An 11,883-nucleotide genomic window follows, 5' to 3' on the forward strand; every position below is an offset into this window, starting at 1 on the left:
TGTAAGAACGCCAACCACGGCAGCAAGGCCTGCAGCTGATCACAGGCACGGCGGTCATGGTTCCCGGCGGCCTTCCGCGGGGGCCACCCGACCGCAGGTGGCGGGCGGCCGCACCCGGCCGGTCAGCCGACGTGGACGCGAGGGCGGCGGTCGCGGTCCGGTTCGGCCTCGCGCAGGATCTCTCGAGTGACCGGAGCGACCTCACCCTGGCCGAAGAGGAAGAAGCGGACGAAGTTGGTGAAGGGGTTGCCCTCGGTCCACTCGAAGAAGACGTGGGGGCGGGTGCCGGTGAGGTCGCGGGCGTGGAGGAGGAAGGCCGCGAGGGCGTTGGGGACGGAGGAGCTCTCCATCGTGAGGACGCGGTAGCGGTCGTGCATGATCTCGCCGCGTACGGTCAGGCCGGCCTCGAACTCGGAGGGGTCGGTGACCGTGACCTCGACGAAGACGAGGTCCTCGGTGGTGGGGATGTCGTTGTCGGCGCGGATCTGTTCGATCTTCTCGCGGTATTCGGTGATGTCGCGCTCGTCGGGTTCGTTGGCTATGAAGCGTGGCGGGCGCTGGGAGATGTCGCGAATGAACCGCTCGGCCGTCTCGTCGAGTTCCACATGCGTGACGCGGAGCTCGAAGGCGCGGCCGAGTCGGGAGAGAAGGGAGACGAGGAGGATGCCGGCGGTGAAGCAGGCACCGATCTTCACGCCGTCCGGGCGCTCGATCACGTTGAGGACGGTGGTGTAGAGGAAGACGGCCGAGATGACACCGAAGGCGATGGTCCAGCCGCGCTGGCCGGCCTTGCGGGCGGCGATGGTGACGGCGATGGCGGCGGAGCAGATGAGGACGAGGACGCCGGTGGCGTAGGCGCCGCCCTGGGCGTCGACGTCGGCGTCGAAGAGCCAGGTGACGAGGAAGGCGACGAGGGTGAAGACGATCACCATGGGCCGCACGGCGCGGGCCCAGTGCGGGGCCATGCCGTACTTGGGCAGATAGCGCGGCATCAGGTTGAGCAGCCCGGCCATGGCGGAGGCGCCCGCGAACCACAGGATGAGGATGGTCGAGACGTCGTAGACCGTGCCGAAGGCGTTGCCCAGGTACTCGTGCGCCAGGTAGGCGAGCGCGCGGCCGCTGGCGGCGCCGCCGGACTCGAACTCCTTGTGCGGGATGAGCACCGTGGTGATGAAGCTGGTCAGGATCAGGAAGACGCTCATGATGACCGCGGCGGTCGTGAGCAGCTTCTTGGTGTCGCGGATCCGCCCGGCGGGCTTGTCCTCGCTGTCGTCCGGGGCGCCCTTGACGTGCGGCATCACGGCCACGCCGGTCTCGAAGCCGGACAGGCCGAGTGCCAGCTTCGGGAAGACGATCAGAGCGACGCCGATCATGACGAAGACGTTGCCGTGCTCGGTGGTGAGGGCGGCGGTCCAGTCGGTGACGACGTGACCTTCGGTGAGGACGTGCCACAGGCCGGTGACCACGACCACCGCGTTGAGCGCGAGGTAGACCGTGACCAGGACGACGGCGACGCCGATCGCCTCCATGAAGCCCTTGAGGAACACCGCGCCGAGCAGCGCGATGAGGATCATGGTGATCAGTACCTGCTTGTCGTGGAGGGCCGCTGCCAGATTGGGGTTCTCCACCAGGTGGGTGGAGGCGTCCGCGGCCGACAGCGTGATCGTGATCAGGAAGTCGGTCGCGGCGAAGCCCAGCAGGGTGAGGACGAACAGCTTCCCCTTCCAGAAGGACAGCAGCCGCGACAGCATCGAGATCGAACCCTCGCCGTGCGGGCTCTCCTCGGCCACGCGCCGGTAGACGGGCAGCGCGCCGGCCAGGGTCACGATCACGAGCACGATCGTCGCGACAGGGGAGAGGAGACCGGCGGCCAGGGCGGCGATGCCCGGCTGATAGCCGAGTGTCGAGAAATAGTCGACACCGGTCAGGCACATCACCCGGTACCAGGGCTGGCCCTTGTGCTCGGGCGCCGGCGCGGCCTGCGAAGGACGGCCCTTGCCCATGTCGGAGAGCCCCTCCAGCATCCACCTCCGTAGACGACTCGTGTGCGTGTCGGTCGGGGTGGCCATGTGGTGCTCCTGGTGCTTCTGCTGAGGTCGGAATTCGGCCATCGTGGGGACAGCCGAGCCAGCGTAAGCAATGAGCTCTTGGCCCTGTCCGGGGAGGGGCGTCAGGAAAACGTCAAGATCCGCTTGCCGGGCGTGGCCAAGCCCGTCAGTTCAGCAGGAGCGCTGCTTCCCAAGGGGTACGAGGTGGTGCTGCGCAGGCGTACCCGTGCAGTGCGAGGGCCGTGCCCGAAGCGCCTTCCAGGAAGCCGGGACGACTGATGGGCACGCCGCTGGGCAGGTGCTGGCGGAAGCCGAAGGGCAGGGCCGTGTCGAAAGCGCTCAGGGTCTGTGCGGCCAGGTGGTCGATCGCGGGTTCAAGTCCCGCGTCCGGGGAGCAGCGCGCCATGAGGGTGACGATCTGCAACAGCCCTGCCCATCCGTGGCACAGGGAAGCGTCGTGGACGCCCCACTCGGTGCCCGGGCGTTCGAGTGCTGCCAGCAGAACCTTTACGCCGTGCCGTCGCCAGGAGGTTTCTCCCAGGGCATGGCCGGCGAGCCACAGGGCGCGGGCGATTCCCGGGTTGCCGTAGCACCAGGCGGTACGGGCAGGCGGACCGGCCGTCGCGCTCGCACCGGTTGGTGCGGCGTCGTCCGGCGCTACCGCGTAGGTCCAGTAGGGGCCGGCGTCGTTGGTTCCCGCGCGGTCCAGCAGCCAGTCCACGATGGTGCCCATCACCTGCCGCTGGCCGTTCACGCGGCAGTCCTGCCGCCATGCCAGGGCGAGGAAGGCGAGAATGCCCGGTGCTCCGTGGGCCAGTCCCAGGTTGAGGTGGCCTTGGGGATAGGCATCGGCGTCCGCCCCGGGGCTGTGGCCGGCCCACCACCCCGGCACCGGGCCCCGGCCGCCCTGTACGGGTGCGCACACCGAGACCAGGGCGCGCGCCGCCCGGCTCGCGGCGGCTGAGTCGCCTCGTAGCAGCAGGTACCGCCCGACGCCCGACAGCCCGGTGATCACGTCGTACACGTGCCAGGCGGTCGGCCCGGAGAAGGGGGTGCCGGCGCGTCGCTCACGCTCGTGGCCGGTCAGCAGCGCGCTGTACCTCACGACGCGCTCGTCGAGCTGCCGCAGCAGCGTCCTGTAGGCACGGTGGCCGGGGTGGGCGGCGGCTGACGCCGTTGCCGCGAAGGCCAGGGACGTCACGCCGTTGAACAGCCCCCCGTCAGGCAGTGGTCCGCGGGCGGCTGCCGTCAGGTGCCGGTGAGCCGTGCGCAGGAACGCCGGGTCGTGGGCCGCCAGCTCGGCGAAGAGCAGGGCCACGCCCGGGTGACCGTCGGACAGGGACAGCGGCTGCCACAGTCGCTCTTCCGCTCCTGAACAGCGGGCCGCCACCTCCGCCGGGTCGGCCAGTCGGGCGGCGACGTGGGCCACCGCCTCGGCCGCGCGTTCGCGGGTTGCGCGGGCGCCCCTGCGGTGCGGGCTGTTCCGAGCGGTCATACCGACGCTCTCGCGCGGTGGGCGCGGTGGCGGGCACAGTCGGCCAGCAGCGTGTACCGGACCAGCTCGTGAGCGGCCCTTTCTTCTTCGTGGGTGAGACCGAGCCGGTTGGCCGTCATGTGCCCGAGACTGCGCAGCACCGCCGCCGACGAGCCCTGCCGCGGTCCCGCGTGCCGCAGGAGCCGCCCGTAGGCACTGACGGCGGGGTGCCGCGCGACGAGCAGAAGGCCGACGGCGGCGCCGGGTCCGCGCTCGCGTACGCCCTCCTGGCCGTCTGCCGGGTCGAGGAAGGATCGTGCTCGGGCCCGCTGCTGTGTGCTCGTGTGGTGGTAGCCCGGGCCGGTGGTGAGGTGCAGGGCATAGCCGTCTCCCAGAACGCCGGCGAACTGCCGCGCCAGCCGCATGATGCTCGCCGCGGCGAGCTCCGGTCCGGGCACCTGCCACCGGCCGGCCGTCCGGGCGTGCAGTACCTCCAGGACGGCGAGACTGTCGGCGCGGAAGACCTCCTCGGCCGCCCCCATCGCCTCGGCGCCACCGTAACGCTCGATCTCCGGCTCGTAGGAGCACAGGGTCAGGTCCTGGAGGAGGCCGTGCTCCCGCAGCATCCGTGCCCAGGCGTGCAACGCCGGCAGCACGGTACTGCTGAGCACCGCGGGGGGCGCGTGGAAGCGGAGGCGCAGGTGCGGTGCCGGATCCGCGTAGCGCAGGAAGAACCACCGGTCCACTGCCTCGGGCAGCGTGCGGGCGAAGGGCCGCAGGTGATCGACGAGGATTTCGTCGTGTCGTTCCGCGGAGGCGTAGAGCTTGGCCGACAGCCACTCCCCGCCGGGGAGGTGGCATGGAACGGTGCCGGGACGTACCGGTGTGCGGGGCCGGCGCCGGGCGGTATACGGGGGCGAGGAGGGGAGCAGGGGGATGACGACCTCCGCGGCGAAGCCGGCCGACCAGCCTCTGCCGGGATTCCCGTCGATCAGGGGGACCTCCTCGATCACCGTGTCGGGGTGCCGGCGCAGCTCGTCGCGGACCAGGCGGCGGTGCCAGGCGTCCCCGAGGTGCACGGCCAGTCGGTGGTCTCCCCGGACCAGGGCGACGTGGTCGGGGACGTGCCACGTCGCTCGCCATCGGTCGAGGGAGGCTTCCCAGCGCTGATGGGGGCCGGAGTCATCGCGCAGGGGCGCGTCCGGCCGCCAGCGTGCGGGGACGAGTACGGTGCGGTGGTGTCGTACGCGAGGCAGGAACGGCAGGACCTCGAGCCCGCCCCACGACCAGGTCCAGTGCACGCGGCGCTCCTGGAAAGCCAGCTCCTGGAGGAACCTCGCCTGGTGCGGGGCGGCGCCGTGCGGGTTCAGCATGTGGGGTACCAGGACCGTCACCTCACGGTCCAGGCGATGGGAGACCGCGTACATCCTGTCTTCGTCGGCGCCGATCAGCAGGTCATCGGGGCGGATCACGCCGGGGTCGGCGGGATCGGCGTGGCCTCCGACGACCAGGGTGTGATCCAGTACCCGGGGCACCCGGCAGACGTTGGTCAGACGGGCGTCGGACGGCGCGTACACCAGCTGCGCGGGCACCGCACCACGGTCTTCCCGGCCGGCCGACAGCATGCGGCCCAACTCTCCGGCGAACTCCGGTACCTGACCGGCGAAGCGCCCGAAGTGGGCCCCGGCCTGCGTGCTGCCTCCCGTGCCCGACAGCACGAGGAGGAAACGACCCGCCGTCAGGTCGGGCACCGAAGCCGCCAGCAGGCGGGCGCACATCTCGGCTGTCGGCGCGGTGAGGAGAGCCGGGCGGCGCCGCACGGCCGAGGCAAGCCGTTCGACCTGGGCATCGGTCAGCACCACTTCCCGGCGCGGTCCCACGCCGGCGGCCTGGACGAGCTCGCCGAGCAGCACCTCCCGCGCGGCCCTGCTCTCCACACCCTCGGCAGGCGTCCGGGCGACCGCGCGACGGGCCGGGCCGAAGTGCTCAGGAGGGCCCAGCCCGCGTTCCGGATCGAGCAGTTCACCCAGCGGGACGAGGCGCTGCGTGCCGTACCGCTCGACGAAAGCGGCGTGATACGTCCCGCCTGCTGACTGGGCATGAGGGGCAGCTACGCGCCACAGCACCTCCAGAGCCCGGGCGGCCTCGTGGCCGACCTCCGCGGGCAGCGTGATGTCGGCATCGAGGAACAGATCCACCTGGACGGGGGGACGGTCACGCGCCGGTGTCTCCTGCACCGTGTGCAGCGTCGCGAGCAGCGCCTCCAGCTCCGCTTCCCGGCTACCCGGTCCGCTGAGCCGGTAGGCCGTCACGCGCTCCTGTACGCGCCCGAGGTTCTCGCGCTGCCGGGCAGCGGCATCGCCCACGGCCGAGAGCAACTCGTCCAGACGGGAGAGCGGATCGGGTGCCAGAAGGGCCGGGCTCAGCTCGGATACGAGGAACCCCTGGTCCATCAGCGTGTGGATCACGTCCAAGGCCGCCTCGCGATGCCGGCTCCCGAAGGAGACCACCAGCGCATCGAGCAGCTCACCGCCGGCGACCGGCCTGACGGCGATCCGCAGCACTTCCTCCACGACCTTGGTCAGACGGACCGACTTCTCGCAGAACGCCGACGCTCCTGCGGGCAGCCGACCGGCCTCGGAACCGGCACCGGGCGGCGTCTGCCGCCCGGTGGGAAGGACCAGACGGTTTCCCCGTACGTGGCACTGGTCGTTGATCAACAGCTGTAAACGGCACAGGAGGTCGGCGTCCTGCTCGAGGCGCCCGACGAAAGCCGCCAGCCACGTGCCGTCCGGCTGGACGGACCGGCGGTGGTCCTCCCCGATCCGTACGTCCGCCGTGTCACCGAAACGGGCGGCACACACGCCGGCCAGGAGTCCGAACGGCGTGGGTCGTCCGGCGGCACGCACGGCGTAGCGGGTCAGTGCCAGGGCCACGCGTCGACTGCGAGCGGCCCCGGCGATCCGCCCGGCCACCAGCCGGTCGGCGGAACCGGCCAGGGCCGGACTGGAGATCCGGACAGCCTCACGCAGACGCGCGTCGCTCCACAGCCGCCCGGCCAGGACACGGGGCCAGTCATCCGGCCATTCCCCTCCGGCATCCGTGCTGTGTGCGGCCGACGAGTTTCCCGAGCGGGTCGTCAGCAGGCAGTCGGCAGGCATGAGGGGCAGCCGGACCATGGCCACTGTGCCGGGCACGTACACAGGTCGCCGGCTCCGGTCAGTGGACGTGCTGGCAGTTCACGAGGCCGACGCACGCCGTGACGGGCGCGAGGCCACCGGGCACGTACAGCCATACCCCGGCGACCGCCGTGAGCATCGCGAGCACTCCGAGCAACTTCTTCATGGGCCTTCCCCCATCACCATGCCGTGCGAGCCGAGATCAGAAGCACTTGCAGGGATTGCCGGACTGGGGGCCACCGCCACACGTCGGCGCCCAGGTGGGCGACTCGGTCGGGCCGCAAATCGGCCTGGTGGGACAACCCTGTGACGGCCAGCGGGACAACCACACATCAAGTCCGGCGTCCGGATTCAACACGCGCAGATCGATATCGAACGGGTCGTCGACGAGTGTGGCGCCGTCCGAGACGTTCTCACCCATTGCTCCCCCCCCGCTTTCTCGCAAGGTGAATAAACAGACCTTCTTACGATATCGAGGTACTTACCGCGCAGAATCACCCACAAGGGTGAATCCTGAGGGTGTTGCCGGAGCGGAGGCTGCCGCTCAGCCGGGAGCGCGCCGCCGGTGCGCCTACGACGCGAGGTCGATCTCCACCGGCCGGTGGTCCGATGCGGCGCGTCCGTGGTCCGGGTCCGGTCGTGGATCGCCGACGACGCGGTAGGAGACCACGTCGGGCAGCAGTCGTGGTGAGACCAGGAAGAGGTCGATGCGGCGCGGGGGATCCCCGGCGGCCGGGTCGGTGAAGGTGGGCCGCCGGTCACCGAGGTGCGCGGCGACGTCGGTCAGGGCCGGCGCGTGCGCCGGTCCCAGCAGCCGTTCCACCGGGACGCGGTCGGCCGTCGTTCGTCCCGGCAGTACGTGGTTGCCGAGCCGGTAGGGGGGAAGGCCCGACCAGTCGGGCTCGGGGTCGCCCGGCGGCACGGTGTTGGCGTCCATGGCCAGCACCGTCGGCGTCGTGGGGTCCGAGGCCAGCAGGCCGCGCAGCCGGTCGGACTCGATCCACCGGCTCGTCGGACTGTAGGGGTCGAGGTGGGCGACCGTGAAGCGGATCGGTTCGCCACGGCCGGGCAGCCGCAGGACCGCGCTGCCGTATCCGTGCCACTGCGCCAGATCGTGCGGCTGCGCCGCGGACTTCAGCAGGGCGGCGTCACGCCGCCAGAAGATCGCCTGGTGACATCCCGTCTTCGCCTCGAAGAGCGCGCCGTCCATGTCCAGGCCGCGCTTGGTGTCCTCGAACAGCGCCCGGTCGTCGAGGTCCCAGCACCAGCCCTCGGCGGCCATCAGGACGCTGGGACGACGGTCCCTGATGAGGTCGCGCTGCAGCTCCCATCGGCTGTGGTCGCCGTTGTGCCGCTCGATGCCGACGGTGTGGAGGTTCCAGAACATCACCGTGTGGGTGGTCATCGCCGGGTTCACCTGTCCGTTCCGGTGTCGTGGCCGGGGGCGGCGAAGGCCGCGCGGAGTCCGGCCAGGGCGTGTTCGGCGTACTGCGGGGTGAGCGGGCCGCGCTCCGGCGGCCTCACCGAGACGACGAGGCGGCGCGGGCTGTCGAGGAGCACCGGCAGGATCGGCGTCAGCCCCGCCGCGGCGCTCCCCGGCCGGGCGGGTGCCTCGATGGCGTCCACCTGGGCGAGGGAGGGCAGTACGCGCCGGACCTCCGCCGCCGAGGACCCTTGCGGGGACCGACTCTCGTCCGGGGCGCCCAGGAGGAGTCCCAGGCGCGGGGGGTGACCGAGGCGGCCCGCCAGCTCTTCGAAGTCACCGCATGTGCGGATGAACATCAGGGGTGACGGCTCCAGCGTGAGCATGACGTCGTCGTGCTCGGCCGCCTCCAGCAGCCGGGCACAGCTCTCGGTGAGCCGTCGCCACGCGGTGCGGGCGGACAGGCCGGAGGGAGCCGGGCCGCTGCGGAACACGACGGCCGCCGCGTCCAGTTCCGCCGCCACCCGGATCGTGCGGAGCAGCAGCCCGACCCTTCGTTCGCGGCCGTCGTCCGAGGAGAGCAGGCCCGGCACGTCGGCCCGCCAGGAGTCGAGGAGGTAGCGGGAGACGGTGGTGACCACGACGCCCAGCCCGAGCCGGTTGAGCCGGTGGGAGAGGCGTTCCACCTCGCGCCGTGACTCGTCGGACCAGGGGTCGATGGGCCAGTGCCCCACGGCGAGGGTCACCACGTCGTACCCGAGGTCCGTCAGGACCGCCAGCGCGTCCGGCAGACGGTGTTCCGCGAGGCCGGCGGCGCTGAATCCGAATCGCGGCGGCAGAGGGCGCCGGGGAGGATGTCCCGGGACGCCGGCCGATGGGTTTCTCATGTGTGTTCGCAACACTCCATCCATGTTCCGGTCCAGCCTTTCCGGTGCTTCCCATGCCCGCTCACCGCGACTCCGCACGGATCTCCGACGCGGCCCTGTGGAAGGCGAGGTGTTTCAGGTGTGCGAGGAGTTCCTGGTCGGGGGGCACCCGGACCAGGGTGTGACCGGTGCCGCGGGCGGCGCCGCGGTAGTCGGTGGCGAAGGTCTTCACGGTCTCCACGCCCAGTGCGAACAGCGAGGTGGCCTGCGCGAGCCGGAAGCGCCGGCCCGGTCTTCCCCAGCGGTCCGGGTGCGGGGTGAACAAGCACACCGAGACGTCGGCCGCCGGTCGCAGCACCTGCGCCGCGCCCATCAGCAGCGCGGGCTGGGTGCCGGTCGCGCCGATGTCGACCACGGTCAACGGCCGGTGTTCTCCCCAGGGGCCCGCGAGCAGGCGGCGACCGGCGTTCAGGCACCGCTCGGCGAACAGGCCGTCCGCGATGGCCTCCCGTACCACCGCGTCGGTCTCCGGCAGAGCCGTGCCGTACAGGGTCAGCGGCCCTTCGAGCATGCGCGTCCTCTGGTCCGTGCGATGGGCGACCTCGTCGGCGAATCGTGCCAGGAACAGCCTTTCGAAGGTGTCCCGCCCGGTCGTCCCCGCATCAGCCGTCCTCGCCCCGGTCGTCCCGTCGGCCGCCCGCCGGGCCCGCTCGCGGGCGCCGGACACCAGGCGGGCCAGCTGCGAGGCGACCAGACCGTTGTCCATCCATGCCCGGTGGCGTCCCTCGTGGTCGCGTGCCGTCACCTCGTCCGCGCCGAACACGGCGTGGCTCGTGCGCGAGAGCACGGCACGCTCGTTGTCGCCCAGCAGCGACAGCCGGCTGAGGTAGAACACCGACGACGCCTCGGGGTCGCCCGCCAGGACGTCGTGGACGGTCTTGAGGAACTCCGCGTCGGTGCCCAGGAACACCACGGTGCGGTGCAGGTGCGGCGGCAGTGCCGAGGCCAGGGACGAGGCCACCTCGCGTCCCATGCGGTGGAAGGCGGCGTACAGCTCGGCCGGGGTGGGCCGCAGCGGGTCCGCGACGCCGGTCGCGTGGAGAAGCGCGCGCAGGTTGCGGCGGTACTCGGCCACCTCGTCCGGTCCCAGCGTGCCCGTCTGCTCCAGGCCTGTCCGCAGGTGCGCGTCCAGGTCGGCCGGGGACAGGCCCAGTCCGGCGGCGCGGTGGCGAGTGGCGGCCACGGCGGCCTCGGCGCCGAGGGGCTCGCCGAGCCGGGCGAGCCGGCGCGACATCCGTGTCACGTGGCCGACGAGATCCCGTTCCCGGGCGGGTGCGGGAGCACTCGGCACCGCGGGGTCAACGGCGGTCACGGAGCGGCTCCGGGCCGAGGCGAAGGCCGGAGAAGACCGACGCGCACCGTCGCGAGAAGGGTGCTTGGGCGAACAGCGACACCCGCAGCGGACCGACGGGCACGCACAGGGTGCGGACGAACCGGTGAGCGGCGTCCGGCTCCTCGCGGTGGAGGAAGGCCAGTCGGCGGCCCTCGCGCACCACGGTGAGTTCCGTGGCCGGCCCGGCCAGTGCGGGCCCGGCCGCCTCGTCGGATTCGGGCCGCGACACCACGGTGACGACGGACCAGCGGCCGTCCGGCGCGCGCTCGACGCATGCCTTGACCCAGCCGTCCCCGGTGTGGACGAGCAGCCCGCCCGCGTCGGCGAACCGGTCGCCGTCCACGGCGACGTGGACGGAGAACGTGAAGTCCCCCTCCACCATGCGGGAGAGCTCCGGCACCGTGTCGATCACCCGTAGCCCGGGCGCCCGGTACAGGTCGGAGCGGGCCGGAGCGGTCAGCTCCAGCCGCTCCTCCCCTCCGTCCGGCGGCGGGCCGTGGCCCGACCACGTCCAGAGCCCGCCGAACGCCGGCACGGCCGCCACCGGCGTCACGGCGCCGACATCCCGCCGTCGACGCCGATCGCCTGCCCGGTCACGCGGCGGGCGGAGGCGAGGTAGAGGACCAGGTCCGCGATGTCCTGCGGCTGCTGGAACTCGCGCTGCGGGATCGTCGTCCGCATCCGCTCCCAGCACTCGTCCTGGGTCTCGCCGGGGCGCGTGAACTCCTCCAGCAGGTAGTTCCACATGTTGGTGCGCACGATGCCCGGGCAGACGGCGTTGACCCGTACCCCGTTGCGCGCCTCCTCCTGCGCCAGTGCGGCGGTGAAGCCGATCACGCCGAACTTCGCCGCGCAGTAGTGCGCCACCTTGGCGAAGCCGCTGCGGCCGGAGACGGAGGAGAAGTTGACGATCGATCCGCCGCCGTCGGCGCGCAGCAGTTCCAGGGCGTGCTTGGACACCAGGAACACTCCGTTGAGGTTGCCCTCCACGACCCGGGTGAACTCCGTCAGTTCCATCTGCCCGACCGGGCTGACATGGGTGACGCCAAAGGCGTTGACCACCGTGTCCAGCCGTCCGTAGCGTTCCTCGACGGCGGCCAGCAGCGCGCGCACCGACGTCTCGTCGGCCGCGTCGGCCTCCAGGGCGGTGACGTCCAGGCCCTTGTCGCACAGATCCTTCGCGAGCTGCCGGGCGGCGGTGAAGCCACCGACGTCCGTGGAGCGGTAGTGGTTGTACGCGGACGTCAGGCGGTCCGCGTCGGCGACGACGACCCGGGCGCCGCGTGGCGCGAAGGCCTCCACCACCGCGCGTCCCATGCCGCGGCCGCCGCCGACCACCAGGACCACCTTGCCGTGGTGCTCGCCTGTCGTTTCCGGCGATTCGTCCAGTCGGGTGTGCATACCCGTACGACCTCCCAGTCGGGGCGTGACGGCAGGAGCGGCGACGGCCGGACCGTCCGCGGGAAGCGGCGTCCGGCCGTCGTCGCGGGCATCGGCGCC

9 protein-coding genes are annotated in these 11,883 nt (G+C 71.8%); all 9 read right to left on the bottom strand.

Annotated elements, in window-relative coordinates; translation table 11 throughout:
• Positions 1–122 precede the first annotated feature (122 nt).
• The gene (locus tag AC07BS_RS02090) at positions 123–2,069 is read right to left on the bottom strand and encodes an APC family permease (RefSeq protein ID WP_478929485.1); all 1,947 of its coding nucleotides are present in this window, start codon (positions 2,067–2,069) and stop codon (positions 123–125) included.
• 145 nt (positions 2,070–2,214) lie between these two features.
• On the bottom strand, positions 2,215–3,543 hold the full coding sequence (locus tag AC07BS_RS02095) for a lanthionine synthetase C family protein (RefSeq protein ID WP_478929487.1): 1,329 nt from the start codon (positions 3,541–3,543) through the stop codon (positions 2,215–2,217).
• Positions 3,540–6,719, bottom strand: a complete 3,180-nt coding sequence (locus tag AC07BS_RS02100) for a lantibiotic dehydratase (protein WP_478929489.1) — start codon at positions 6,717–6,719, stop codon at positions 3,540–3,542. The genes AC07BS_RS02095 and AC07BS_RS02100 overlap by 4 nt, the downstream gene beginning before the upstream one ends.
• A gap of 22 nt (positions 6,720–6,741) precedes the next feature.
• Complete coding sequence (locus tag AC07BS_RS02105; RefSeq protein ID WP_478929490.1) at positions 6,742–6,867, bottom strand: hypothetical protein; 126 nt, start codon at positions 6,865–6,867, stop codon at positions 6,742–6,744.
• Between the two features lie 405 nt (positions 6,868–7,272).
• Positions 7,273–8,106: an endonuclease/exonuclease/phosphatase family protein gene (locus AC07BS_RS02110; protein ID WP_478929492.1), complete on the bottom strand. Its 834-nt coding sequence runs from the start codon at positions 8,104–8,106 to the stop codon at positions 7,273–7,275.
• 8 nt (positions 8,107–8,114) lie between these two features.
• On the bottom strand, positions 8,115–9,011 hold the full coding sequence (locus AC07BS_RS02115; protein ID WP_478929494.1) for a sugar phosphate isomerase/epimerase family protein: 897 nt from the start codon (positions 9,009–9,011) through the stop codon (positions 8,115–8,117).
• Positions 9,012–9,072: 61 nt separating this feature from the next.
• Positions 9,073–10,293: a hypothetical protein gene (locus tag AC07BS_RS02120; RefSeq protein WP_478929496.1), complete on the bottom strand. Its 1,221-nt coding sequence runs from the start codon at positions 10,291–10,293 to the stop codon at positions 9,073–9,075.
• A gap of 55 nt (positions 10,294–10,348) precedes the next feature.
• Positions 10,349–10,936: a DUF1349 domain-containing protein gene (locus AC07BS_RS02125; protein ID WP_478929498.1), complete on the bottom strand. Its 588-nt coding sequence runs from the start codon at positions 10,934–10,936 to the stop codon at positions 10,349–10,351.
• Entirely contained in the window at positions 10,933–11,784 is an 852-nt protein-coding gene (locus AC07BS_RS02130) for an SDR family NAD(P)-dependent oxidoreductase (protein ID WP_478638477.1), read from the bottom strand. Before AC07BS_RS02130 ends, AC07BS_RS02125 begins: the two co-directional genes overlap by 4 nt.
• Positions 11,785–11,883 lie beyond the last annotated feature (99 nt).

Source organism: Streptomyces sp. NPDC044063 (assembly GCF_056434285.1).

Excerpts from the sequence above, each read along its gene's own strand:
- AC07BS_RS02105 (WP_478929490.1), bottom strand. The coding sequence starts at position 6,867 with ATGAAGAAGTTGCTCGGAGTGCTCGCGATGCTCACGGCGGTCGCCGGG.
- AC07BS_RS02090 (WP_478929485.1), bottom strand. The coding sequence starts at position 2,069 with ATGGCCACCCCGACCGACACGCACACGAGTCGTCTACGGAGGTGGATG.
- AC07BS_RS02095 (WP_478929487.1), bottom strand. The coding sequence starts at position 3,543 with ATGACCGCTCGGAACAGCCCGCACCGCAGGGGCGCCCGCGCAACCCGC.
- AC07BS_RS02130 (WP_478638477.1), bottom strand. The coding sequence starts at position 11,784 with ATGCACACCCGACTGGACGAATCGCCGGAAACGACAGGCGAGCACCAC.
- AC07BS_RS02110 (WP_478929492.1), bottom strand. The coding sequence starts at position 8,106 with ATGACCACCCACACGGTGATGTTCTGGAACCTCCACACCGTCGGCATC.
- AC07BS_RS02115 (WP_478929494.1), bottom strand. The coding sequence starts at position 9,011 with ATGAGAAACCCATCGGCCGGCGTCCCGGGACATCCTCCCCGGCGCCCT.